The following is a 26,047-nucleotide window of genomic DNA, read 5'->3' on the forward strand; positions in this document are numbered from 1 at the left end:
ATTGCGCGCATCGAAAAGCGCGCTGTATTCAAAAGCTTCTATGATTTACCTTAACGCATGAGCCGCAGCAACCAGAGGAGTCACCATGACCGAAAGCACCGAAGAGACCACCGCGAACAGCACCTGGAGCCGCATGCTCGCGGGCAACCGGCGCTTCGCGGAAGGCAAGGCCGAACATCCGTGGCAAGACAAGGAGACGCGCGAATCGCTCATCGACACGCAGAACCCAGACGCCGTGGTGTTCAGCTGCTCGGATTCACGCGTGCCACCGGAGATCATTTTCGACGCGGGGCTTGGCGACATGTTCACCGTGCGCACCGCCGGCCAGATGATCGACCCCGCCGTGCTGCAATCGCTTGAGTACGCGGTGACCGGGCTGCATGTGAGCCTGCTTGTGGTGCTGGGGCACCAGCATTGCGCCGCCGTGCAGAAGGGCGCCGATGAGCTCGAGGCGCTCATCACCAAGCTTCAGGCCGAATCACAAGGCAGCACGCCGATGACACGCGAACAACTCATGGAGAACCTGGACGACGTGATCATGGCCTCCGACTCCGAATTCCTCAAAAATGCGGGGCTTTCGGTCTGGCAGGCGCAGATGGCCGGGCTCGATTCCCCCGACGAATATGAGCAGGTGCATATCGCGCGCACCATCGAGTATCTCGTGACGCACTCGGACGTGATCCGCGAAGCGCTCGCGCAGGAAAAGCTCATGATTGTGGGCGCCCGCTACCGCTTGGAATCCGGCCTTGTGGAGGTGCTCAGCTTCTAGCGGCGCGGTATTCGCGATTGCGGGGTGGGCGCCCTCCGCCACAAACCTTCATAGGCTAAAAAATATACAACACCTGATATCAGAGTGTCGCAATTAAGGATATCGATTCCCTAGGAAAGCGCCCCACAATCGAAGTTACATCAACCGGCGAGCGCCCAACGTGGTTCAACGCGGCGCCGCCCATCCATGAGCTGCCCGACCGAAAGAGGCACCCGCACGCGCACCCTCCGCCCCAACCTCAGGCTGACATGCTGCGCGACCCTCAACGCCAAGGCATGCCGGTCGCCTTCCGTGCGCATATCGGCAGCGGTCACTTGGACGACATCCCAACCCAACTCGTCGAGAAGGCGGCGTCGATGCACGTCGGCCTCCCATTGGTCCGCATGGAATTGGCCATCATATTCAATGGCGATCTTCAGATCGACATACGCCATATCCAAATACATGAAGCGGCCGGTGTGCGGGTTCACCACCGGATGGTTCACCTCCGGCACTCCCAGACCATAGCTTTCCAACACCAGACGAACACGGCTCTCCATTGAGGAATCCGTATTCTCACGCACCAGACGCAATGCACGCCTACAGGCCCGCAGCCTCCAGACCTTGACCGGGCACTCACCCAGCCGATCGAGATATGTTTCAAGGCGTTCGACCGAGGTGCGCTTGAGCCACGGATCGCGCCGCATCATGCTGTCAGCGAGCACCACAAGTTCCGCCGGACTCAATACCCGCGCCATCATCACCCACGTACATTCCGGCGATGTGCAACACACCGTATTATCCACTATCTGTGTTTGGATCACCCCCGCCCACCGCACATCACGGATGCCAGCAAGGCCATGATGCTCATTCGCGGTGGCTATCACACGTTCAAGGCGCATCCCATCGCGCCCGGGCATGCGAGGGCGTTCGATCGCCAACAATGCCAATGCCGTCATGCGGCAGAACACCGGTGGCGTGTGCATCCTAGCTTGTTGCACGGAGCATTCCTGAAGCACTTCACGGCGTATGCGCCGCAACTCCCCGCTTTGTTTCGATTCGCCCATACCCGCAACCCAAGCACAGGACCCACCTCCACGCCAACGGCCCCGCACCAATTGTGGATATGTGGATACGCGAGATCGATATCTGCGATTGTGGGGTGGGCATCCTCCGCCACAAACCTTCATAGGCTAAGAAAAATACAACACACAATGGCGCAATGTCGTATTCAAAGGCGTTGGCCTCAAGAAGGCCCACCCCACAATCGCAGATACACCCCAACCTCATAATTGCCCTGCCAATGCCCTACGCTTGAGGCATGTCTTTAGGTTTGAACATTCTGCTCATCTTCGTATTCCTCTTGCTTGGCGCGGTGTTCGCCGGCACGGAGCTTGCGCTCGTCTCGCTGCGCGGTTCCCAGATCGACCAAATGGAACAGGAAGACGCGCGCGGCGCCCGCGTCGCACAAATCGCCCGCGACCCAAATACATTCCTCTCCACCGTACAGATCGGCGTCACGCTCTCCGGCTTCCTTTCCGCATCGTTCGGCGAATCCTCGATCTCGCCGTTCATCGTACCGGTCGTGGAAGGCTGGGGCGTACCAAGCAACGTGGCCGCACCGCTGACCACCATCGTGCTCACGCTGATCATCTCGTACTGCTCGATCGTGATCTCCGAAATGGTGCCGAAGCGCATCGCCATGCAACGCAACGAACAGATCGCCCGCGCCGTGGTGCCGGCGATTTCCGCGTTCGCCAAGATCTGCAAGCCGATCATCTGGCTCATCGGCAAGAACACCAACGGCATTGTGCGCCTGCTGGGCTTCGACCCGAACGAGACCGAGTCGGAGGTTACCGACGAAGAGCTCCGCGTGCTCGTCAGCTCGAACTCGAACCTCTCCAACGACGAGCGCACCATCCTCGACGACGTGTTCGATGCCTCCGAGACGATTGTGGCCGAGGTCATGCGCCCGCGCGCCGATGTCGCGTTCCTGAACGCGAACATGCCGCTGCGCGAGGCCGCCGCGTTCGTGCGCGACATGCCCTATTCGCGCTACCCTGTCTCCGGCAAGGATTTCGACGACATTCTCGGCTTCGTGCACGTGCGCGACCTGCTCGACGTGCAGAACCCGGACGGCATGACCGTGGCCGACGTGGTGCGCGACGGCATCTCGCTGCCGGGCACTTCCAAGCTGCTGCCGAGCCTGGCGCTGCTGCGCAAACGCGGCATCCATCTGGCCACGGTCATCGACGAATACGGCGGCACCGACGGCATTGTGACGCTCGAAGACATGACCGAGGAGCTTGTGGGCGACATCCGCGACGAATACGACCTGCCCGAAGAGAGGTCGAAGGGCGCCGAACCGGCCAATGTGTTCGTCAATGGCGCCGCAAGCGTGGACGGCGGCATGACGATCGAGGACTTCGACGACCTGACCGGCATCGAACTGCCCGATGGCCCGTACGAGACGGTGGCCGGCTACTTCCTGGCCCATACCGGCAAGATGGGCGAAGTCGGCGATTCCTACACCTCGGACGACGGCTACACGATGACCGTGACCAAGGTGGACGGCCGCCGCATCGAGACGATCGAGGTGCGCAAGCAGTCCCCGAATCCGGAGCCCGCGCAAACCACCGCCAAGGCCGAAGACTGACATACCGTTAGGCTGTCAGCTCACGGTCAGGAAACTCTCCGCCGCCGCACGTAAGCTCGAGACAAGACATATATCAGTCACTACGAAAGGACACGCACATGACACTCTCATTCATCATCCCGGGGCTCGATGAGGCGACTTCGGAAAAGGTCATTGGCATTCTGCAGGAACGTCTGAGCCAGGAGCAGGAGGCGGCGCTCGTGCTCAAGCACGCGCATTGGAACGTGGCGGGCCCGAATTTCATCGCCGTGCACGAGATGCTCGACCCGCAGGTCGACGAAGTGCTCGCGATGGCCGACGAGACCGCGGAACGCATCGCCGCACTCGGCGGCTCGCCGAGCGGCCGCCCCGACGACATCGTGCGCTTCCGCACCTGGCCGAAGTTCGAACTCGAAGGCCGCCAGAACACGCTCGAATACCTGCGCGCGCTCGACGCCTACTACGATTCGTTCATCAAGGACGACCGTGAGGCGATCAAGGAGCTCGACGACCTTGACGTGATCAGCTCCAACATCGTGCAGGACCACGTGCTCAAGCTCGAGCAGTTCCAGTGGTTCATGCGTTCGCACCTGATCGACTGACCCACGATCCACAGGATTTTCCAAGGCCCTGGCGTGAACACGCCGGGGCCTTTCCCATGCGCCAGCGGTACAGTGTGAGCCAAGAGCGGGGGTTGAAGCAAGACTCGGCGAGGAGGCGGAATCATGCTTGGGAACACAGACAAAAACACGCGTGGCACAATGATGACCGTTGTCGCGGCGGTCACGGCAGGGGTGATCGCAGTGGGCGGCCTCACATGGTGGGAACTGGCGGGCAGCTCCACCATGGCGTGCGAGCAGAACACACAGAACGTCACCCTGGTGGGCGAAGTGCCGGGCACCACGCCCGCGCTGAACATGGCGCAGGCGGAAAAGCTCGCATCTTCGCGCGCCGCACTTGTGAAGCGCCTCGACGAAGCGCGCGAGGTATACAAGGAGTCAGTCGGCAACGCCACCGCTTTCGAGGCGCGCAACATGCTTGCCGCATATATCGAAGGCATGGAAGGGCTGCTCGACTACAAGCCGCAGCTCGCCGAGAATTTCGAAGGCCGTGCGCAGGAGCTGAAGACAGCGATGGACGATGTGCGCACCGGTATGGCGGGCAAGCGTACGAAAGCCAAGGAGCGCGAAGAAGCGTTGGCCAAGATGCTCGAACAGCGGAAGGCCGAAATGGAGGCGCTGCAGGAGCAAGCCGAGAAGCTCGCCAGGCAACAGGTTGCAGAGGGACTCAGCGCGTAAAGCCGTCCGCTCCTCGATTGCAATACCCGTATGCAGTGGTTGTGTCGTCCAAAGACGACACAACCACCATCTTTTTGCAAACGATGTCTTTCATAGTGGTGGTTTTACCCACGCTGCATGTTCGTTTCTTACACCTTCGGCTCGAAACATGCATTATTCGGCTGGCTCAAAACTTGGCACGCAGCGGCCCTACTCCACTGTTCCTCTTCTGACATAACGACCGAAATGCGATGACTACGTTGTCTTTAATCTAATTCGCAGAACCTTTTACGGCTGCATTTCACATAAGATTCCAAATCACTGCACAGGATGTTTCCGCAAACGGTTGCACAATGATTGCGCACCGAAGCACCATCGCTTCGCCCTAAGGAAGGCACCTGATCCGACGGCGCACCCCCCCCCCCATCCAGCGGGCAGGACCGCAGCGCCGCACCGCGCGGCGCACAACCGAAGATCCCTTCAAAGAAAAGGAGACAGCGGACATGACACCCCTGTCTAAAGGCACCGGTCTGCGCACCGGAGCCAATCGTCGCTCGACGATGAGCGGATTCATCACCAAGACAGCCGCCGGCATCGCAGCCGCAGCGACACTCATCGGCGGCCTCGCCATCGGTGCATCCAGCGCGCAGGCGACCACCACCACGAGCTACGACCGCACGCTCGGCAACGCGCAGTGCGAAGCCGCGCGCACCCAGAACGGCCTGGCCAAGGAAATGAACTATGGTTCGATCCTGCACGCGTGGATGTGGTCGTTCAACACAATGAAGGAACACATGGCCGAGATCGCGGACGCGGTCTACACGTCGATCCAGACCTCGCCGATCAGCGTCATCAAGGGCCCCATACAGGGAAAGCAGTTCACCGAGAACCGGTATTACGTCTACCAGCCGGCCGGTACCTCGATCAGCAATTCGGTCGTCGGTTCCGAAGACGACCTCAAGGCCATGACCGCCGAAGCGCACAAATACGGCATCCGCGTGATTGTGGACGCCGTGATCAGCCACTTCAGCTCCGACTGAAACGCAATCGAATCCAGCTGGAAAAACACAAGCCTATTCCACACCAAATCCGAAGGAGGATGCGGGGATAACGGCACCGCAATCAATTACGGCAATCGTTGGCAGGTGACCCACTGCCACCTGCTCGGCCTGTGGGATCTCAACACCGAGAACCAAGAAGTCGGCAACCGCATGCAAGGATTCCTCAAGCAGGCCGTGGCCGACGGCGTGGATGGTCTCCGCTACGATGCCGCCAAGCACATCGAACTGCCTGACGAGTTCGGCACGCATTCCCCCGTACTTCGACACAATCCTCGACAACGGCGCCCAATACCAGTACGGCGAGGTCCTGCAGGGCGACGCCGGTCTCAATGTGGCCGCCTACCCCGCGCTCTTTGAAAAGTACTCGAGCAACGGCGGCGCACTACGCAGCGCGCTCAACAGCAAGAATCTCAACGCCGGCAATCTGAGCAATCTGCAGGGGCAGGGAGTGCAGGACGACCAGCTCGTCACCTGGGTCGAGTCGCATGACACCTACGCAAATGGCGATAGGCAGTCCACCGGCATGACCGACTGGCAGATCCGCATGGGCTGGGGCGTCATCGGCGCCCGTGCGAGCGGCGCGGCGCTCTTCTTCAACCGCCCGGTCGGCTCCGGCGGCGCGAACGCGCAGTTCGCGGAACAGTCACAGCTCGGCGACGCCGGCGACAACGAGTGGAAGAGCCCGGAAGTCAAGTGGGTCAACAAGTTCCGCAACGCGATGGAAGGCAACGCCGAGTATCTGCGCAATTGCCAGGCCGAGAACTGCCTGATGATCGAACGGTACAAGTCCGATGGCAGCAACGCGAACGACGGCGTGGTCGTGGTCAACATGGACGGCGACAAGAACCTCGCCGGCCTCGACACCGCACTCGACGACGGCACCTACACCAATCAGGTCAACGGCGACACCATCACCGTCGCCAACAAGAAGATCACCGCAGGCTCCGTGAAGAGCGGCAAGGTGAGCGTCTTCGTCAACATCGGCACTGCGCCCGCCCCGGACCCGGATCCGACCCCGGACTCCACGACCACGGTCTACTACCCGAGCACGAAGTTCGGCGCGGACTCGACATATCTGCACTGGCGTTTCGCCGACGGCGGCACTTGGACCATGGTCCCGGACGTCAAGATGACCGCGGCGTGCAGCGGGTACGTCTCGTACGCAATCGAGAATCCGGACGGCAGGCCGATCGGGTTCGTCTTCACGAACTGATCGGGCCAGTGGGACAACAAGAACGGCGTCTCCGGGCAGAACTACACCGCGACCGGCGCGAGCGTGGTCGTGACCGACAACTCCGGCAACTACGGCACCACTGCACCGTGCACGGTGTGATGCGCGGTGTGCGCGCATAACGCCTGTGCGCGAGCGGGGCCTGCATGTCTGTTGGCATGCGGGCCCCGCTGCGTTTTGGGCACAACGTGCCGTTCGTCTTCGCTGAGGCGGACGTCCGGGGAAGCCCTCAGATTATGCCAGTACCACCAGAGCTTGTACGAGCACCTGCGGTTCAAACAACTCTTCGATGTCCTGCTGCGAGAGCGATGGGTAGGCGGGGCGGCCCGCGTCTGCTTCCGGAATCCCCTGTTGGGTCACTTTCCCCGCCATATCAGCCTCCTCTTTGATGCTTCTGAGTGCAGTATCGTAGAAAAGATGGCGAGGGGCAATGTGGGTGAGTGCGAATGTGGCTGAGAAGGAGCATTTTCCACGGCAGGGGCATGTATCAACGGCTTAACGCCAAGGATGATACTCAGCGCCACTCCAGAAAATGCTCCCGCCCAGCCGAGATGCACAGGAATGAGCGCTGATGGCGGTCGCCTGCCGACATCGCGTACAATGCAACTACACCGGCAAGGGAGATGAAGTGGGGGACTCATGGACACTGCACGACAATTCATTCCCATGACCCCGGTACGCATGGTGACCGCCGAGGAAGTGGCGCGCAAATTCCAAGGCGATATCCCCGCCGCTGCGCGATTCCACTGCCCTTCATGCGACCGGCCCGTCCACTTTCACCACGCGACCAGCGCCAGCGGCAAACCCGGTAGCCGAAGCGTGCGCGCACACTTCCGTCATGCCAAGAATGACCCCGTGGCCAGATTCTGCGAGCGGTACCAAGCAGGTATTGGCGCCGACCCACGCACCGAACCGCCGGCTTTGCCCATGTTCCTGCGGCGGAATCGAGATCGCGACTCCTCTATGTTCCATCTGGAACTTTCCGTACGCCGCCGGTCGTTTGGGCATGATCTCGAAACCGAACTGCGCGAGGATCGCGCAGCGATTACCGTGGATGGAGTCCCTTACGACCTTGCCGAACTCGTGGCCGACCGCAAACACACCATTCGCCTCGCGAACCCAACATTCCGTCTCACACACCGCATCACCGTACCGGAGCAATGGCAGCGCAATGTGGGCGCTCCCGAAAATGGCGAGCAACTGTTCATATTCACCGCAGAGTTCGGTACGCACGGAGGACGCAGGCTCACGTTCGGCGCAGCGGTGAAGTCCGGATTCGACCATTACGCCGTGGTGCATCCCAAGACCTCGCAGAAGCTGGACGAGATTTTCAACATTGCAGAAAAAGTAGGCGAAATCGAAACCGCTCGAGGCAACCTGCTCGTGGTACGCATAGTCATACTCGGGGATTCCCCCAACCGGCAGGATGCCGAATTCTGGCTTGCGGCGCACAACTTCCGCCTAACGAGTCTGGACTTTGACCCCGTACCAATATGGCCACCGCAACTGCGGTCAAATGGCATCGATGAGCCGCTCTTCTCGCACAGTCCACAGATCTATCAAACGCCGTTCATTCAGCCTGACGCTGCGCCAATGGCCGCCACACTTGACATGCACGCGATACCCCATGCGTTGCCACACTCACGGCTGGCCGCCTTTCTGGGATTCGCCCCCGTACGGCGTTTGAGTTCGCAGATCGAGGGCTCATGCTGTTTTCTCCGCGCAAGCAGGTACTTGCCGTGGAGCGCCTACATGCTTTCACACGACCACCCGTCGGGGCTCACGCTTGCGGATCCTCCTGCACTCTCACCGCTCGAGTCACCAATGGAGACCAATCCCATTGTGCCGCCATCTGCACCGATATTGCAGCAGGTGCTACGGCAGGCAATCAACAAGCATTACGACATAGCACTGGCGAGAACAAATCTTCCGGCTCGCCACGGCACGCCGCCCAGCGTCTCAATCGCCCGAATACGTTCCGCACACCGATAAAATCATCAACACATTCAGGGAGCACACAGATGGTACAGCAGTCCAACAAATACCGAAGGTCTTGGGGATTATTCATCCGGAACAACAACGGTGACGGGCAGTTTCTCCGCATCATCGATTATGTGACCGATGCTGAGGGTAATGGGCACTACAAATGGGTGGCATACGAAAACTGGTGGGAGCGCTCCAGCACTCCGCGAGCGGACAACCCTAAAACTCTCTACAATCCCAACTTCTTCCGAATCATGGCCACAGGCCTGTCGGATTTTCGGTTCCTGCAATGGACCCCGAACTATGACCGCCCTGATCGACCAACTGTAAACTTCTTCCAAAGCGGGCTCCACGCCACAGTGCCCCCGTTATATGAGGTCATCGATACACCGGCAAACAGCGCAAGGGAACTCCCGCATATGCTCGCGCGCGGCATACAGTATTCGGGCCACCCCACCGAAAAGATACTGTTTCTGTTCGCCGGAAACAACAACACATTAGAAGCCGCCGTGCTCAATCGCGAGATGGTGACAATTCAACATCGAACGCTCACGTTGAGTGCGACCGCTCCAAACACCGTCCCACACGTCAAACTGAAAAGCGGGGACATACAAACAGTCAACAGCCGTTCAGGGAAGGATGATCGTCTTGTATACGTCCAGCCAAAGTTGCCCGAGTCGACATCTCATGTGCTCATCAAACCAATGCAGCAGATGGCACGGTCATACGTGAACTGGTACATCCGCAAAGAGCAAGCGATGAACAGTAGCGAGCTCATGCGTGATGCAGGAATCATTCTGGAACGAGCATTTGAAAAATCAGAGAATCTCGAACAGTATCTGGGAATCAATCCGTCTCCCCGTGACCTTCGCGAACTTCAGATAGCACTCAAAGCGACAATCCACAGCAATACAGAGGACGTGTCGGCAATCATCTACAATCTGATGAAGCAGGACGACGCAATCATGTCTTCCTTCAGGCAACAAGCCGCTGCCGAACTCGCAGACGAGTTCAAGCAGCAAAAGCTGGAATTGCTCGAACAGCTCGACATCCTTCAAGGACAGCGGGAAACGCAGACCAAAACTGTACGACAGCTGACAGCGCAGGTGAAAGACCTCAACGAGGAACTACAGCAGAAACATCGTGAGATACGCGACGCACAGGCCGAACTCGAGCTGCAGGAAGAAGAGCGGCACAAGGCCCTGCAGGATCTCGAGGAGAATGTAGCACTGAAGATCGGCTTGCAACAAATTGCCCAGCAAAACCGCATACTGCTGGAGGAGCAAGCATCACAGCGCACACCGAATGAAGATCAACGGTTCCGCAGCGCTCCGCTGATGGAGCCGACGAAAGTACAGCAGTCCGATACCGTGCAACATGCATTGACGCAAAATCTCCAAGCATTATGCTGCATGTTCTCCAAGCAGCGCAGCAAGAACAATGAAAAACTCGCAGCCTTCGCGACGCAACTATGCCGAACATTGGATACGACACGATTGCTTGCGATCGACACGGCTCATGCCCCAGCCATAGCGAACGGACTTTCTTTCGCTCTTACCGGAGTGCCGGCACAGCATATGGGAATCCCCGTGGATTTCAGTGATTTCACGAGGCTTGAAACATTCTTGAGCAACCGCGCTTCGCCAGTGTTTGTATTGGACAACGTATTCGACACCGTCAATGAAAGCCTACTGTTCGCATTGAACAGATGCCACTCGAGCGACACGATAGTCATTCTGCCAATCGGCAGTTTCTCCAATCTACGACTGGTGGCACCGGAAGTGTGGCAACGGGTGTTTTACGTGCCGACCGAAGGTATGATCGGGCTTCCCGCTGCGCAGGAACCGGAACTCTACGAGGGCCACGAGAAGTTGATACGCAAGCACGCCGATTCGAATACAGTGATTACACAACTTTCTGCGCTACGCCCGACTGTAAAGATTGCCGCCAACGCGATGGTGACACCGGCCGAAATCATTGCGCTTGGGCACGGCAGCGACTATGCGCGGCAATGGGTCATGCCGCATCTTTGCTTGGAAACATACGCGTATCAAGGGCTGGAGTCGGCAATTGCGCTATGCCAGGACCGCTCCAACAACGCGATTGCACATAAGCTCACCACTCTGATCGACAGGATCGACCATGGTTCGCCAGCTCGTTGATGTAATGGCCCGCGATCTGGGAGTGCCACGAATACCAGGCGATGATGCGGAAGGCCATGCGTTTACAACCCGCACTGTGTTCACCGCCCTGCGATTCTGGGTGCAGGCGTGCTGCATCGACGACGGCTACGGCGGCGCGATGGGCATCACACCCGCCGCGACGGAACAGAAGGCGTTGGATTGGATTGCCCGCCTCAGTGCTGTCTACCCGTGGCTTACGGACATGTTCACCGCCACAATGATTCACCGGTACTGCTTGGCGTTGGTAAGCATTGGCGATTTGGTGCACACCGCTGACGGCACGCTGCGCTGCACGAAACCCCATGATGCTGTGGTGAGGGTCAAAGGTGGAGCGCCCCTGACCGTCCAGTTGGGACTGCGCGATTTGAGCGCACAGGATTGGAAAGGGTGTGTACTCTCTGGCGCACTTGTGTTTGCTGGAGTTGGAGAGCGGAAGGGCATGGCCGGTTTTGAGCCAGGTGCAATTGACCCGCGGCTCCCCTACCGTGACGAACTCTTGTTTCTAGCAATGTGGCCCAACAACAGGAATTATCGCTGGCGTTAAACAATAGTCGAGCGCCTTATAGTATCCAGTTGTCACCACAACACGCCGTTATACTTTTTTATACTTTTTACATTCTTTATACTTTCAGGAGGAGGTATCTGATGGCGAATCCGTTCAAACCCACTGCCGGCATGACACCACCTGTACTGATTGGCAGGGAGGGTGATCTCGAGGAATTCGAGATGGCGCTCGACAATGGAGTGGGCGATTTGGGCCGCCTCGCTTATGTGACCGGCCCCCGCGGCATCGGTAAGACCGCTTTGCTCAACGCATATGGAGATATTGCACGAGACCGGAAATGGGATGTCATCGACGAAACAGCCGATCAGGGGTTCCTTGATCGGCTCGTCGAAGCACTCACCGACACCAAAACAAAGGTACGCTCGGTAGAGCTGCCCACAGTACGCTTGGATTTAGGCGGTACCCCTGTGGGACTCTCCACCTCTTTGGGCGGAATATCGCTCGAACCCACTCAACGCGCCCTGACATTCCGCCGTGCAGCAGGCCAACGACTCGATGTGTTGGAAAAGAAGAATCGAGGCTTGTTGATCACTTTGGATGAAGTGCAGGCATCTGACATCACAGAACTTCGCGCGTTGGCCACCGGCATGCAGCACCTCATCCGTGAGCGTCGGAACGTCGCTTTCGTGTTCGCCGGCCTGCCTTCCATGGTCGAGGATGTGCTCAACGACAATGTGCTCACTTTCCTACGCCGCGCGAATCGGACCGTGCTCTCCGGCATTCCAATCCCAGAGGTGCACCATGCATTCCGAACCATCATCACCACAAACGGCAAACAGGCGTCGGACGAGGTGCTTGATACTCTTTCAGCTAGCACGCGAGGCTATCCATTCATGATTCAACTGGTTGGCTACTGGGCATGGGCATACACGAAGAACAGCAACGTCATCACGATGGAAACAACCCAAAAAGCGATTCGGCGAGCCCAACGCGGTCTGGGTGACATGGTGCATGCCCCGGAAATTGACGGCTTAAGTTCGATGCAGAAAGAATATCTGCTCGCCATGGCCCAGGATGACGGCCCATCAGCCACCGCGGAAATCGCCAAGCGTCTCGACCGAGATATTCACTACGCGAATGTGTACCGCACCCAATTGATCAAAGAAGACGTCATCTATTCGCCTGCATGGGGTCAGGTGGATTTCAAACTGCCCTACATGCGCGACTATCTACGCGAACATGGAGCCTACCACTTCCTGCACAGCGGCACAGAGTGAACTACTCCAATCTACAGCTCCGGCAACTACGGCACCATCGCCTCGTGTGCGGGTAGCGTACGCTACAGCAGCAGATCGCCGTGCGTGTTCACCGACAGGAACGTGACACGCTCCGCACCATTCCTCGTGAAGTGCAGACGGTACTGGCCGTGCACATTGCACCGGTAGATGGTGTTGCCGTGCGCATCCTTGCGCCCGGGATTGTCGCCGCCCCTGCCCGCGCGCAGCTGATGCTGCCGCAGCCCGTTGACGAACTCAAGTAATTCAAACGGGTCATTGATGATTGTGTCGTCATATGCATTTGCATTGGTATTTACATTGCCTATGTTGGCCCCTTCGCCGCCCACTCCCCAGTAATGGCTTTCAGCAAAGCAGTGCGAAATGGGAAGCATGTGGGCGGGGCCCGGTGGCCGGGACGCCACGCCCGCCACTCCACCGCCTTTCATGCAATCGCGGTGGTGATTCTTCTGTGTTTCACCATGTTCCACGTGGAACTTTCCGCTCGCCGGCTTGTTGACGCGACGGCCCTCGACCTGACGTGCCGCGTCGGCCGGGCGACGACGCGGAACATGACGAGATATTACGTTAGATTGTTTTACAAGACGAAAGGGGGACAAGAATGACCACTATCGTTGATGCAGCTGATTATATCTTGAATAAATATGGCACACCAGATATCTAGAATCATCACGATAGGCGCGCTCATCGTCGCCTGTACGTTGGCATCGGCATGCGGGAGCACAGTAGGAGCCGCAGACGAAGACAGGCCGGCGCAACAGTCAGCGCCAAGCATCGCCCCATACACCAGCTCAGTCGACAAGGACGGCGACGGCGTCGACGACCAAAGCGACATTCTGCAGAACGCGCACGCCTATATCGCCACAAAACCGGCATACAAAAGCGAGTATTACGCGACCGGCTACCCGAACGACGGGTACGGCGTGTGCACCGACGTCGTAGGCGCCGCCCTGCGCGGAGCAGGATATGATCTGATGACGCTCGTGCATGAAGACATACTCGCCCACCCCGAGCGTTATGAGGTTGACACTCCTGATGCCAATATCGATTTCCGCCGTGTCCCCGTACTCAACGCGTACTTCGCCGCGCATGCGATCAATCTCACGACAGACACCACAGACGTGGGCGCATGGCAGGGCGGAGACATCGTCGTCTACAGCAATCACATCGGCATTGCCTCCGACACGCGCAACTCAAACGGACTGCCCTTGCTCATCCACCACGTGAGCGCGAAGCAAAAGCAGTACGAGGAGGATGTGCTTGGCACGTTTCCACAGGAGCTGGTCGGGCACTACCGGATCAGTTGAGCGCGGAGGCGGGATGGAGCAGCCGCTTCATTGCGCTTCTGCTTCCGTTTTGCATGCGTCGCAAAAGAGCAAGATCACATGGTCAGCTATCTGTCTCGCCGGTGGCCGCCAATGCACGCGCGTCGGCGTATGCGAAATAACGAGCGCGCACCGCGAAGTACGCAGGGTAGAGCATGGAGAGAAGCGCCGCGAAAAAGTACGCGTAGCATTCGATCCGCCCGACGCTCCAAAACGGTTCAGGAAGCAAAAGGCCGCCATGGGCCCAGTCAGGCAAGTACATACAGCACGACCGCCGACAGTCCCACAATCAGCGCGGAAGTGACGACAATCGTGGTGCGGCGCGAGACTGCGGATTCGCGGGCATCGAGGCAGGCGAGCAGAAGACGGTAGATGGCGTAGGCGAAGACGACCCAGAGCAGGATCGATCCGAGGCAGAAGACGAGCGAACGCGCGTACTCCCCCGGAGTGGCGGGGCACGGGTCCATGAATGAGCAACCCGGTGGAATATCGGGGGCGTTGTCGGTGGCCGTCATCCACATGACAAACACCAGGAGAAGAACCACCGGAACGTCGAGCAGGAAGATGATGCCGAGCACCCATGTGCCCCAAGCCGGAGGCTGGCGGAAACGGCGCGAGACTGCTGATTCGGCGCTTGGAGACATGCGCGGAGACGCATCTGGACATGACTGCTGGGTCAATGTTTCCTCCCACTGAGCGCAGCGGTTGTGCTCCATTGTAAGTAAAGCGTCGAATGGCGCGAAACCGACCAATCGACTAGTCAAAGCGCATTCCCGTCGGTGTGTACACGTTTATGATGCACATCTCGCCATCTTTGGGCATCTCGAACGTCCAAAGATGGCGAGATAGGTCAGCGCGTGTTGGCTCACTTGACGCGAGCGCCCTGCAGCCGGTGATAGTCTGCGATTGTCGGGGAAAACCAAAAGGACGCCGGCGAAATTACTTCTTAATCACCCTCATCGCCGATGACACGACTTTCGGACCGTACTTCACGGCAGCACTCCCTACCATCGCAGCAACGCCGAGGATCACCGCTCGTTTGCCTTCCACCTTAGCCTCACAATGCTTGCAGATGCCCTTTGCATCAGTGGCTGGCAGCTTCTTCCCACACTTGGAGCACTGCGGCTGCTTGTCGCTGGATTCGCTGGAGTCGCCGGTTTCAGTCTGCTTACGCGTATCACGCTTCCTGATTTTCATGTATTTCCTCACTCGTGACGACTTCGTCTTCATCAGATACTGTTACCGATTCTATCTGGGGCACGATGCCAGCGGTAATCGCTTCCTGTTTCCACGCAGCAGTGCTGGACACCAGTTCCTGGAATTGATCAATGACCGCCTCTCCCCCAGCCTCATTGGCAAGATAACTGTTGATTGACAATAAAGTGTCGGGATTATCGAGCTGTTGGGCGTGCACGAAGTCGGTGAACTGCACGAGACTCTGCTCGGCTGCATCATACTGATTCAATTCAACGTGGCCTTCGCATTCGATGCGGACCATATTGGCGATGGACACGAGATCCTGCATCGCTTCCGTAGCGAGACGCTCATTCTCTCCCGTGATTGTGAGCTTGACTTTTCGGGCCTTTTCCACAGCACCGGTTTTACTTCCAGCAGCCACTCCCAGTGCGAGGCTACGCTGTGCAAAGTTACGCATGAGTGTGCATTTCGCGTCGGTCGCCGTGGCCATGGCAAGACGCAGGTAGTCATTGCGGGCGCGACCTCGCGGAATCATGTGCGCTTGCGCCCATTTATCCCACGCGCTATCCGCAATGGCCAACCGGTCATTCTGCAAATCGATTTGCAAGCTCTGGATGGATTCCTTCAGCCCTTTGATTTCTTCGAGCACTGATGCGATGGCGACCTGCGTTTGGAGGTGCTGCAGGGATTGCAACATATCCGGACTGAGATCGACTTCCTTGAGTCTGAATTGTTTGGCGAAACTGCCATCCAGATTATATGCAGTCGGAAGTATCCCACTGCCATCCTTGGCTTCCTTGAGTACGATTTTGCCTTCGTCGATAAGCCGCGCATAGTATTCCGGAATATCAGCGACCCACTGTTTATTCGGTTCATGAGCAGCCTGCTGCTGCACCCATTCCGCCAATGCAGGCAGTAGCGTGACGACTTGTTTCCAATTGCCGAATATGTTCCAAATACTCGCGTTATTCTCGGCCGCCACATCCATCAGTTCGACGTTACTGCGCTCCGCCATCGGATCCCAACGTTCGACTGCCATCTTGAACGTCGGCACGACCTCGCGCGTGATCTGTTCACTGATGGGGCGCGATGGATCATCGCCCACATATCCGCATTCCACACACAAACGCGCCCTACTCGAAATCTGGGTGCCGCACTCAGGACACATGATCATGCTCATCGCCATCTCCGCCTTACGAAACGTGGTAATTGCTATCTGTAATTATGACAGCATAGTTATCTTGCGCTGGCGTGTCGGTACTCCAATCGCCTATATCACGGAATGCAAGGCCTATCATTTTGGCATTCAATGGAACTTGGAAGGGGTACGTCACTTTCGTTTTTGTCCCTGGTTGCAATTCGGCATTACAAGCAGGGTTGCCCTCAACATCGTACAAATCATCAATTGGCGTGTATTGCTGATTATCAGAATTCAAGGCAATAATTTCATACGGATATCCGCAGGTGATATCTAAAGGCTTTTTCGTATTATTGGTAACCTCTACAGTAGCAACCCAGAATTTAGTATCTGCATCCGGATTTTTGGGGGCAAACTTGCCATTACTACATCCGTCCCCGCAAGAATCAAAGCTGATAGACGGCTTCTCCCCCGACTCAAGTAATTTCATAGTGATGCCACCATTGGAGATTTCCTCATTAGGTCTACCCTCAGTATCACCAGAAGTTCCAGAATCACCCCCGGCACCTTGTCCAGCATCACGCCCCAAAGCCGACTCCAGCTGTGCCTTCACCGAATTCAAAGAGGTGTTCAATCTCTCAATTTCTGTGTCTTTTGCCGCTACAACTTCCTTCAAGGTATGTTCAGCATGCATCTGCGTAAATCCCCATCCCAGAGTAACGCCCAAAACCAAAGCAGTAAATCCGCTTATTACCGGAATCCACCATGCGAGTTTTTTCGTTTGTCCTGAAGGCGTGTCTGATACCGACATATTTGATATGCCAGATACGGGATTGATATGTCCAGTAACATTATGGTCCATTGATCGCAATGCTTGGTCAAAGGCTTGTGCTTCCGAATATTGATGAGAATCCACAGAAAATGGAATGCGGCCGGTTGGATTACCTTCCGATGGAGGTGTTACCAATACCACTTGCCCAGAAACATCACCTTGTGGCTCCTTCAGCTCAATGCGGTATATGCATGAAACGGGTAGAACAAATGGATTCTGCCCATCAATAGCAACTCTCACGCTATTGCCATTACTTTGCACAACTCCTTCGTGCGCATGAAATATGAACTCCATCACTCTATCTCCTCAAATAATCCCGTCTCTTGATTACTAATCATAGACCACGAAAAGTGAAGAATTTGAGTTCCCGCTGAAAGAATTTAATTCACTTACCTCCGTTCACGCTGCCGACGCAACAACTCCTCACGCAACGCGGGATCAACGGCGAAGATATATAACCCGTGCACTCCGCGGGTCAGCAGCACATTGAGCTCATTACGGAGATTTTCCACCGCATAGCTGCGCTTGCTACCACGTTTTTCGACAGCCTTCGAACTGGCACTCGCCTTGGGATTGAACTCTATGCAATGTTTTTCTCGATTGTATGTGACTGAAGGGCCCAAAATCACACCTGCGTAGTTGAGATCAAATCCTTGGATGGTGAATGTCGAGCCGATTTCATCAATCGTGTGGGGTTTCTCGGCCCACGCGGGCTTGACGATTCCCGACGCCTTTCGCTCCTCCACCGTGTCGGGAATCTGGTAATTCCACGGATGATAGAAATAGTCATCATCATTGGCTTGCTCACCGCGGGCATGGCCAGCGGGCGCACCCACATGCCACCGCAAGCCATCCCGATACATCTCCACACTCCATTGTCCGCCGAAATCTTGGGTGTCAGGATTCTCTCCTTTCCCCTTATACGGCCAGTCATATGTTGCGAGCACACGCGAGAGGCCCTTCCCCTCTGCTCCATCAGCCTGCAATTTCGCTTTTGCGCGGATAGCATCCATGAGCGCCACCGGCGAATCAAACACACGCAAATCAAACGGTTCATAAATCCATTCAGACTGCCCTCGTTCGGCCGCCCGTGGATTGCACTTGCCATGGTCCACTGGCAACGGTCCGATTTCACCTTCTTGAATCAGCTTTTCCAACCATTCCACGGTAGACGGATTGGCCGCGATTCTGAATTGATGATGTAATTGAATCCGAGCATGTCGTATAGGCAGATCATCCATATTGCCCTCAACGAATCGCACAGCATCCAATCCCCCAATTGACGCATCACGCGCCTTCGGGAAGAACCGCTCCATATCCTCATCAGTCCACCGCTGCCGGCTTTCAAGAATCTGCCCTGGATCGAAGATTGCCACCACAACTTTGGCACGGCGAAGCACATCAGTGAGCATGTTGGATCCGCTGTATCCCTGATTGCCCTGCGTATGCAGCAGATGCGCCTCATCAATCAGAACAACATCAGCCTGCCCTTGTGGAATATAGTGCTTGCCCTTATTCGGTTCAATGACAGTACGCGCCCTTTTGCCATCATCTTCTTTTTGTGAGTACTTTCTGATGAAGCTGGACGGTTTGAGCACTGTTTCCCCATCGCGTTTCTGCAACCCCAATTTGGTGGCAATCTGGTTGTACACATGCAGTTGCTCGTCATGATTGACCAGAATATAAGCAGACGGACGGCTCACATCAGGGATGGGAGCCTCAGCATCAGCCTCAATCTCATCGGCCTCCAGACTCTCCGTCATCATCCGATAAAACAGGTGACTCAGCAACACGGTTTTGCCAGTGCCAGCAGCTCCACCTACAAGAACAAGCGTTGGCAAATCGTCCTTGCCATTCGCACGCGCAGCATGCAGAGCTTCCAAAACCACACGTTCCGCGTCTTTTTGCTCGTCACTCAGTTCATGGAACGGGGATGCCTTGAACAATGCAGAATCCAAAATAATCTGTTCAGCGGGGAACAGCTCCGGGTCCTGCTTGTGCAGCCCAAGCCAGATGTCCTGGAACATCGAATCGAGCAGCGTGTCCGTATAGTATTTGCCCTGCGCATTTGTGCGTCGATTGTTCAGCCGCTTCACTGAATCAACGCTCGACATGTAATGCATGAACCGATTCTCTATATCAAGCGTCAATGATTTATTGAAGAAAGCACTGCCAATCACATATTGTTGCGCATTGCTGGCAGCAGCAATGTGGCGCCAATCATCACGAGACTTCACATCCTGCAATAAATGTTGGCGTGTGCGCGTAATAATGTCATTCGTCTCTCCCACATAAACAATATGCCGCTTCTTTTTCGCAGCACCATCTTCTGCGTGCACAATGTACACCACAGGATATTGCCCCAAATATTCCCATGCCTCTTGTTCCGACACAGAGTCGCGCGCAATGAGTTTGGCTATTTGACGCTCCATCAGCGAGCGCAGCGTAGATTCTTCCAGTTGATCTGGCCGTGCGGGAATATGAATGATATACGGGTGGCGCGGCAATTGGGTGGGCATGCTCATATTGGCATGATATCAGCTGTTTTTTGTTAGTATGACTGTCATGATTTCCAACGAGACCATTAACCAAATTCGCGAATTCATTGCCGAACGTGACTGGAGGCAATTCCACACTCCCGGCAATATGGCCAAATCCATCAGCATCGAAGCCGGCGAGCTCCTCGAATGCTTCCAGTGGAGTGACGAACCGCGCGATGGAGACTGGGAGCACGTGCACGAGGAGCTGGCCGATGTGATGATCTACTGCATCCAGATGGCCGACGTGATCGGCGTGAATCTGGACGAAATCATCCAAAGCAAGATGGCGAAGAACGCGGCAAAGTATCCGGTAGAACAGAACAAAGGATCCGGCACGAAAGCGAAGTAAGGGCAGTAGCGATAGATATCACCTCTGGAATGCATCCCGTGACCCATGTTGATCACGACTCCGCCTGCGCCGCAACAAGAACATCGCCACTGCTGCGAGAACAAGCCATCCAGCCGGATACACCAAACAGATGTACACTGAACTCACAACAAAATAGAACAAGTAAAAAGCACAGATTACCACCAACATCCATTTGGCACCAAGTATTATTCGCTGACCAAAATTAAGTCCTTTAAATGAGTTCTTACTCGAATCATCGATTTCAAGGAAACGTTTCACCCTTGTAACGATTCCACACTTTTGTGATACTCCAGATTTGAGCCCATCTTCGGTTTGGCGGTATCCTCTTGGATCAACCTTGCGATTCCACTCATCTGAAGCGCGGGCATCCGCAAGAGCATTCATGACACGCCTATCCCCAGGAAAGCGCTCATGCAACTGCTGCTGAAAATCAGCAGCATCCTCAATCCTGCCAGCGTTACGTAACGCTCTGTATAAACACAGGCCATACTCGGCGTTGGTGTTATCCAAACCCCAAGCTTGTTCATACAAATTTGCCGAATCAGCCGTATGCTCCCTTAGCTCATCAACCAAGGCTTTCACTCCGGAACATTGTGCGTTCTGCGGATCAATTGCCTGTGCTCGGCCTGCAGCCACCATTGCTTCAGCCACATTATTCAGTTCGACGGCTACCATTGCATGCACAGACCAAGCTTCTGCATCCCTTCTACCATCCGAGGCAAGATAATGTCGACCCAACTGAAGCGCCTGTGTATAGCACTCAGCATCATACAAGTCCGCCATTTCAATTGCCACGTCCCGCAGCGAATCATTATTCTGCATTCTCTTCCTTAATATTCAATACCGCTAGCTGAAATACCACCAGTTAATGATTTATCAATTTCCGCGTTCAACAGCTTGAGTCCGCGCGAATATCAGCTGCGCTTGGTGCATCCTGTCACCATTCGCAACCACCTGCTGAGGCATTGAACCTTGAGAGGGTATACGCCCTCCCTCTTGCTCCAACACCAAGAGACGGCACTGAGCAGCCTGAGTTTTATCGGCATTCTCCCGAATCCGCGAATTGACATCTTGCATAGACATCACCAAAGCTTTGATTTGCACCTGTGCGGCATTAATCGTCGATTGGTCAGCGACTTCCGCTTGCATCATACTTTGAAGTATTTGCAACTGTTGCGAAATTTGTTTCTGTTGACGCAACAACAGCTCTTGCTCGCGTTCAAGTACATGTATCATTTGCTCCTGCAGCTTCCGATCATGCTGCATCTGCGCCTCGTGCTGGGCAAGAATCTTTTCCGTCAGATTCCGCTGCTCTGACACTTGCTGCCATGCACGTTGCTCACGTTCCTCTGCTGCAATTCGACGTTCTGTTTCCAGATTCCGCTTCTCACGCTCGACCTGCGCCGTTTTCTCGGCCAGTTTGCGCTTCATCTTCCGACGCATTCGACCGCGTTCGCTCTCACATAGCTCCTCGCGGACACGTCGCTCCTGTTCGAGAGCCTGTTGGGTTTGGTTTGACTCCGTCTTTTTTGAGAAGAAATGGACAACCGCTCCCCCGACCGCAAATATGCCGGCCAGCGCAATCAGGCCAAAAAGCGAGGAATCTCCAGAGCCCCTCTGAGATATGGCTTCGACCTCATCATCGTAGCTATCATCTTCCGCCGGAATTAGATCAGGAAGAGCCATCAATTTACCATTATCATCCCTGATGCCTTTATCAATATGTCCACCATGACGTAAAGCCCACTCAGCTTTATCATCCAGATAATATGTTGGTCGCCCCATGCGTACTACTTCAAACTCCGATGGACCATATCTCTCGCTTACCGTCCAGTCTATTGAAATACAAGCAAAAGCCATTCTAAATATGAGACATTTCACAAAACATTCATTATTCGCGACAACGCTTACGGGAAGCGGAATCCAGCTTCTAAGAAAACTAACTTTTTCAGTAACTGATAAAACCTAAACAAGAAAAAGAGAATAGTAAACAAATATATAGAAACTAGAAAAAAGGTTCATTTTGCTATCATACTCTTTCGAAGAAAGGTAATTAATAATTACTTATGGTTACAGCATGCAATAGGAAAGCAACACGGAGTCATGTGGGAACCTAAGACTCTTATACGGGAAAGAATCTTAAGATCCCCACACCATCCAGCCTACTCAGGCATGATCAACATCTCATAACTGGACGTCAGAGCGAGCATCAATCCCGGTAGCACGCAGCCCACTGTGAGACCATGAGCGCAAGAGTCTGAGCGGCCTCAGATAGTTCATCGAAACTCAAGGATCGGCTCCTGACCCCAAGGGCCCAGCCATCCGTGTAACCTTGAACCAAATATCCCCGACCAGAGAGGTACTTATCCGCTAAAGGTTTCTTATTTTCCTTGTATTTCCCCGAGACGCGTTTTCCACTACGACGCCGTAGCCCTAGATCTTCGACACGCTCTGCATTTTTCTCAAGCACCTCACAATCCAGCGTATCAAGGGCGTCAATCCAACCTGGACGAATATTCGATTCAGGAGAGGGGAAATTGACAGCATCCAGAGGAACCTCTATACCAAGAAAAATTTCATAATGCTCTTCTTCAACATTTTTTAAAGTACCTCTACCTTTAACAGCAACATGTCCACGAATCCGCCGATTATCCCCTTCGTCTTGTGCACTGGAATCATGAAATTGCTCACGACTCTCGAAAGACAACGTCGGCCTACCACTGCCCCCTACACTAACGTTAAAATCCCACTCGTCCTCTGGCATATAAGCGCTCATATCTTCCTTCAGCTGGCGGAACCTATGTCGAGTCGTGGATCGCGGTACCTGAATAGAACGAATATCCGCTTCTGTCAACCTTGACTCATTAAAACAACGGAGAACTTCACCCCAAAGAAGGACGCCACTAACATCTTTGACAAAATCGATGGCGTCCCTTTCATCCTTCACAAGGAGCAATAGAAAATCAACCACCCCACTCTCACGCTCAAGCTGATCTCTAGTGACAATGTGGTCAAATTTGGCTTCGATTCCAATTCGAATTACATCGCCATTCTCGTCGTTGGCAGTCACTACGACATCCGTGCGCTCTGCTTCCTCGCATGCAACAGTTTGAAAATCCTTCACCGTGCAACCAATCTTAAGCGAAATAAGGTCAAGGAAATCTTGAGGATTGTGACGGATTTCCGCAGCCAGGGCCCTTGTGGCAGCAGGTTCCGAGGTATAGATAGGTGAATTCATGTTCCCTCCTCCATGAAACAGTTTCTTTCAGCAACAAGATTAACGCGAGAATGACAGACACTCAGCCTGTGACCATCCATTGAGCACCTATATTTGCAGCGGAGATATTATCTGACACATCTGCCATCCCCACTCTGACCATATCCACAATATGCAATAAATGGCAGTACATATCGGCTCCCCGAAGAGAGAGATAAATTATATATTTTTACAGCTAGATCATTCCCAATCGCTATGCAACGTCGTATCAGTAACAAACAGACAAGGCATGCGTCAGAATCTCGCCCGCGTCAGAACTCTTCGCCGCAATCGTTGCAGTGATAGTATGGCATGGGACGGTCATACTCAAGCACGCATCCACCCAGCGCCACTTTGCCTTCGTCGAGCTTACGTTGCAGCTCCTCGGTGAACGCCGGCATACCATATATGAGATGCGCGATATTCCGCGAACCGCAGTATGGGCAGACGACTTCCGCATCTTCCGTATTCTCTACGTCGTTGTCGTTCTTCATATTCGCTCCTTTACCGTTGTTCACCATCCACTTCTGTATTGTGGTCGTCACGCGAGCGCTCCATACCCATTCTTACGCGGCGCGAACAGTTTTCGGTTGTTCTGATGGGGCTCCCACATCCCCCTCAGCGTCGCGCATCCGCGCATATCGCGATATCGCGAAACGCTAATATCGCCCATTCCGTTGTGCGATGCCGCACTTCGCACCATCGCACGACGCACCGAAGTACTCCACCCCACGTCCCCTGATATAGACGCCGGAATATAGCCTGCAGATATGGCAATCGAATACACGGACGAGAAACGCTTCACGCAGGACCAGATCCATGAACTGTTCGCATCGGTCGGTTGACAATCCGCCCAGTATCCCGACCGCGTCTACCGCGCACTGCTCGGCAGCGACACCGTCATCAGCGCATGGGACGGCGATCAGCCCGCGGGCCTCGCGCGCGTGATCGACGACGGTGAAATGCTTGCCTACATGCATTGGGTACTGGTGAATCCGAAATACCAGGGCATGCATGTTGGCAGTGGTCTTGCCGAACGCGTCAAGGAGCGGTATGCCGGCTACATGTTCCTCGAGGTGATGCCTGAAGAGAGCAAAAACGCTCCGTTCTACCAGCGCCACGGTTTCACGCTCATGGAAGACGGCCGCGCGATGCAGATCGTAACCCGCTCTTGACTCCCGGAGCGGATTGCACCCGCCACTTTCTGACTGTATCTCCACTGGGGAGGAGCATTTTCTTCTCCACCCCCGGGTATCACCGGCCGCTACCCCATTGTTTGCAAGGCAGATACTCGCCCCCTCGCCAGAAAATGCTCCTCCCCAGCGGAAATACATTCACCAAACGGGGCGGAATCTCGAGGATATGGCTAGGTCCCTCATCGAAGCGAGCGAACACTGAATAGCAGACTCTTGCTGACTACTTCAAAGGGAAAAGTTCTTTCATGAACAGAGCTCGCTCCGATAAACAGTACATAACCCGAATTCTTACATTGAAAGAATCTATTCTTTCAATGTAAGAATTCTCTTTCATTCTGAAAGGTTTCATATCACCGCCGAAGTGCATCCAATCGCCAGAAAACACGGGAAACGCCCATGGCGTTCGAGCTCACCACTCTATGCTGGAAACACCACATCGCTCACAATCAGGAGCCCTCATGCAGCGCACACCAATCCCCGCCATCCCCGACGCCCCGCCAAGCATACGCAACCTCGCGCACGGCCGCTCGATCCATGACACGAGCAGCTCGCCCGAGGCGCGCGTCTACGCACTCGGCGCCGAGGGCGCAAGCAGCAACGCCCTGTTCGCGAAGACCGCGGCCGCCGGCACACTCGCCCACGAAGCGCGCATGAGCACCGCGTTCCACGAGCTCGGCCTCGGCCCTGAGGTCGTCGAATATCTGCCTGGCGATGACACGCACGCCGACTGGCTCGTCACGCGCGCGGTCATCGGCGAGGACTGCACCGCCGCCCGCTATCTTGCCGAACCGGAGCGGCTGTGCGACCTCCTCGCCGTCCGCCTGCGCACGCTGCACGAGCTGTTCCACACGCAGCCCGATCGCCTCGCCGCGCTCAACATCCCCGACGTGCGCGCGCGGTATCTCAACAACGTCGAGCGCGGCTGGCGCGCCGGCCGCTTCGACGCGCAATTCCGCCCGCGGACCACCGCCACAGACGCCTACCGCATCGCCGCTGAGGCCGCCGGCGAACTGCGAACGGACGCGCTTCTCCACGGCGACTACTGCCTGCCGAACGTCATCCTAGACGACTGGCGCTTCTCCGGTTTCATCGACTTCGACCATGCAGGCCTCTCCGATAGGCACATCGATGTGTTCTGGGGCGCGTGGACCCTCTGGTTCAATCTGCACACCAGCGCCTACTGCAGCCGTTTCCTTGATGCCTATGGCCGCGACGTCATCGACGAGGGCAAACTGGCCGCAATCGCCGCGATGGAATGCTTCATGTAGCGCGAAA

General features: G+C 55.6%; 25 protein-coding genes and 1 pseudogene. 14 read left to right on the forward strand and 12 right to left on the reverse strand.

Annotated elements, in window-relative coordinates; translation table 11 throughout:
* The first annotated feature begins 85 nt into the window (after positions 1-85).
* Positions 86-769, forward strand: a complete 684-nt coding sequence (locus OU02_RS05570; RefSeq protein WP_033489224.1) for a carbonic anhydrase — start codon at positions 86-88, stop codon at positions 767-769.
* A 140-nt stretch (positions 770-909) separates the two neighbouring features.
* On the opposite strand, the gene OU02_RS05575 is transcribed toward OU02_RS05570, so the two are convergent.
* On the reverse strand, positions 910-1,815 hold the full coding sequence (locus OU02_RS05575; protein ID WP_033489225.1) for a DUF559 domain-containing protein: 906 nt from the start codon (positions 1,813-1,815) through the stop codon (positions 910-912).
* Between the two features lie 254 nt (positions 1,816-2,069).
* Here OU02_RS05575 and OU02_RS05580 point away from each other — a divergent pair, with 254 nt between their 5' ends.
* The 5 genes from OU02_RS05580 (at position 2,070) to OU02_RS08340 (ending at position 6,934) form a co-directional block, all read left to right on the forward strand.
* The gene (locus OU02_RS05580; RefSeq protein ID WP_033489226.1) at positions 2,070-3,404 is read left to right on the forward strand and encodes a hemolysin family protein; all 1,335 of its coding nucleotides are present in this window, start codon (positions 2,070-2,072) and stop codon (positions 3,402-3,404) included.
* A 98-nt stretch (positions 3,405-3,502) separates the two neighbouring features.
* Positions 3,503-3,985, forward strand: coding sequence for a Dps family protein (locus OU02_RS05585; protein WP_033489227.1), 483 nt, complete (start codon positions 3,503-3,505; stop codon positions 3,983-3,985).
* A gap of 123 nt (positions 3,986-4,108) precedes the next feature.
* Positions 4,109-4,681 carry a hypothetical protein gene (locus OU02_RS05590; protein ID WP_033489228.1) on the forward strand — a complete coding sequence of 191 codons (573 nt, stop codon included), beginning with the start codon at positions 4,109-4,111 and terminating at the stop codon, positions 4,679-4,681.
* Positions 4,682-5,163: 482 nt separating this feature from the next.
* A complete protein-coding gene (locus OU02_RS09240; protein ID WP_051918336.1) occupies positions 5,164-5,700 on the forward strand; it encodes an alpha-amylase family protein in 537 nt (178 codons plus the stop codon).
* A 211-nt stretch (positions 5,701-5,911) separates the two neighbouring features.
* Positions 5,912-6,934 carry a carbohydrate binding domain-containing protein gene (locus OU02_RS08340; RefSeq protein ID WP_051918335.1) on the forward strand — a complete coding sequence of 341 codons (1,023 nt, stop codon included), beginning with the start codon at positions 5,912-5,914 and terminating at the stop codon, positions 6,932-6,934.
* Positions 6,935-7,186: 252 nt separating this feature from the next.
* Here the strand turns inward: OU02_RS08340 and OU02_RS08835 are convergent, their stop codons facing one another.
* Positions 7,187-7,324 (reverse strand): hypothetical protein, encoded by a 138-nt coding sequence (locus OU02_RS08835; protein ID WP_155266378.1) that lies wholly within the window; start codon positions 7,322-7,324, stop codon positions 7,187-7,189.
* A gap of 267 nt (positions 7,325-7,591) precedes the next feature.
* On the opposite strand from OU02_RS08835, the gene OU02_RS08560 reads away from it, so the two are divergent.
* From OU02_RS08560 to OU02_RS05615, 4 genes are all read left to right on the forward strand, one after another.
* Positions 7,592-8,944, forward strand: coding sequence for a hypothetical protein (locus tag OU02_RS08560; protein WP_080720544.1), 1,353 nt, complete (start codon positions 7,592-7,594; stop codon positions 8,942-8,944).
* 29 nt (positions 8,945-8,973) lie between these two features.
* Positions 8,974-11,097 carry a coiled-coil domain-containing protein gene (locus OU02_RS05605; protein ID WP_033489230.1) on the forward strand — a complete coding sequence of 708 codons (2,124 nt, stop codon included), beginning with the start codon at positions 8,974-8,976 and terminating at the stop codon, positions 11,095-11,097.
* The gene (locus OU02_RS05610) at positions 11,078-11,662 is read left to right on the forward strand and encodes a hypothetical protein (RefSeq protein WP_033489231.1); all 585 of its coding nucleotides are present in this window, start codon (positions 11,078-11,080) and stop codon (positions 11,660-11,662) included. The genes OU02_RS05605 and OU02_RS05610 overlap by 20 nt, the downstream gene beginning before the upstream one ends.
* Before the next feature lie 101 nt (positions 11,663-11,763).
* Positions 11,764-12,900: an ATP-binding protein gene (locus OU02_RS05615; protein WP_033489232.1), complete on the forward strand. Its 1,137-nt coding sequence runs from the start codon at positions 11,764-11,766 to the stop codon at positions 12,898-12,900.
* 62 nt (positions 12,901-12,962) lie between these two features.
* Here the strand turns inward: OU02_RS05615 and OU02_RS08735 are convergent, their stop codons facing one another.
* A complete protein-coding gene (locus OU02_RS08735) occupies positions 12,963-13,517 on the reverse strand; it encodes a hypothetical protein (RefSeq protein WP_152593149.1) in 555 nt (184 codons plus the stop codon).
* A 45-nt stretch (positions 13,518-13,562) separates the two neighbouring features.
* Between OU02_RS08735 and OU02_RS05630 the strand changes: the two genes are divergently transcribed.
* On the forward strand, positions 13,563-14,225 hold the full coding sequence (locus OU02_RS05630; protein ID WP_033489235.1) for a DUF1287 domain-containing protein: 663 nt from the start codon (positions 13,563-13,565) through the stop codon (positions 14,223-14,225).
* 266 nt (positions 14,226-14,491) lie between these two features.
* Here the strand turns inward: OU02_RS05630 and OU02_RS05635 are convergent, their stop codons facing one another.
* From OU02_RS05635 to OU02_RS05650, 5 genes are all read right to left on the reverse strand, one after another.
* The gene (locus OU02_RS05635; RefSeq protein ID WP_160248855.1) at positions 14,492-14,923 is read right to left on the reverse strand and encodes a hypothetical protein; all 432 of its coding nucleotides are present in this window, start codon (positions 14,921-14,923) and stop codon (positions 14,492-14,494) included.
* Positions 14,924-15,182: 259 nt separating this feature from the next.
* A complete protein-coding gene (locus OU02_RS05640) occupies positions 15,183-15,440 on the reverse strand; it encodes a hypothetical protein (RefSeq protein ID WP_033489237.1) in 258 nt (85 codons plus the stop codon).
* A complete protein-coding gene (locus tag OU02_RS08345) occupies positions 15,421-16,620 on the reverse strand; it encodes a zinc ribbon domain-containing protein (protein WP_152593150.1) in 1,200 nt (399 codons plus the stop codon). Before OU02_RS08345 ends, OU02_RS05640 begins: the two co-directional genes overlap by 20 nt.
* Positions 16,621-16,633: 13 nt before the next feature.
* Positions 16,634-17,704, reverse strand: coding sequence for a hypothetical protein (locus tag OU02_RS08740; RefSeq protein WP_152593151.1), 1,071 nt, complete (start codon positions 17,702-17,704; stop codon positions 16,634-16,636).
* Positions 17,705-17,799: 95 nt separating this feature from the next.
* Entirely contained in the window at positions 17,800-19,935 is a 2,136-nt protein-coding gene (locus OU02_RS05650; RefSeq protein WP_033489238.1) for a DUF2075 domain-containing protein, read from the reverse strand.
* Between the two features lie 40 nt (positions 19,936-19,975).
* Between OU02_RS05650 and OU02_RS05655 the strand changes: the two genes are divergently transcribed.
* Entirely contained in the window at positions 19,976-20,299 is a 324-nt protein-coding gene (locus tag OU02_RS05655) for a nucleotide pyrophosphohydrolase (RefSeq protein WP_033489239.1), read from the forward strand.
* An 18-nt stretch (positions 20,300-20,317) separates the two neighbouring features.
* Here OU02_RS05655 and OU02_RS08745 read toward each other — a convergent pair whose 3' ends face one another.
* The 4 genes from OU02_RS08745 to OU02_RS05670 all read right to left on the reverse strand — a co-directional run bounded on the left by OU02_RS08745 (position 20,318) and on the right by OU02_RS05670 (position 24,070).
* Positions 20,318-21,142 (reverse strand): tetratricopeptide repeat protein, encoded by an 825-nt coding sequence (locus OU02_RS08745; RefSeq protein WP_129902403.1) that lies wholly within the window; start codon positions 21,140-21,142, stop codon positions 20,318-20,320.
* A 54-nt stretch (positions 21,143-21,196) separates the two neighbouring features.
* Positions 21,197-22,105: a hypothetical protein gene (locus OU02_RS05660; protein ID WP_152593152.1), complete on the reverse strand. Its 909-nt coding sequence runs from the start codon at positions 22,103-22,105 to the stop codon at positions 21,197-21,199.
* A gap of 424 nt (positions 22,106-22,529) precedes the next feature.
* Positions 22,530-23,558 (reverse strand): hypothetical protein, encoded by a 1,029-nt coding sequence (locus tag OU02_RS05665; RefSeq protein WP_033489241.1) that lies wholly within the window; start codon positions 23,556-23,558, stop codon positions 22,530-22,532.
* Between the two features lie 290 nt (positions 23,559-23,848).
* On the reverse strand, positions 23,849-24,070 hold the full coding sequence (locus tag OU02_RS05670; RefSeq protein ID WP_238552044.1) for a hypothetical protein: 222 nt from the start codon (positions 24,068-24,070) through the stop codon (positions 23,849-23,851).
* A gap of 276 nt (positions 24,071-24,346) precedes the next feature.
* Here OU02_RS05670 and OU02_RS08125 point away from each other — a divergent pair.
* Both OU02_RS08125 and OU02_RS08565 read left to right on the forward strand, forming a co-directional pair.
* A pseudogene (locus OU02_RS08125) lies at positions 24,347-24,751 on the forward strand (GNAT family N-acetyltransferase).
* Positions 24,752-25,230: 479 nt separating this feature from the next.
* The gene (locus OU02_RS08565) at positions 25,231-26,040 is read left to right on the forward strand and encodes an aminoglycoside 3'-phosphotransferase (RefSeq protein WP_033489243.1); all 810 of its coding nucleotides are present in this window, start codon (positions 25,231-25,233) and stop codon (positions 26,038-26,040) included.
* Positions 26,041-26,047: the final 7 nt, after the last annotated feature.

Origin of the sequence: Bifidobacterium pseudolongum subsp. pseudolongum DSM 20099, assembly GCF_000771225.1 — a bacterium.
Lineage (GTDB): Bacteria > Actinomycetota > Actinomycetes > Actinomycetales > Bifidobacteriaceae > Bifidobacterium > Bifidobacterium pseudolongum.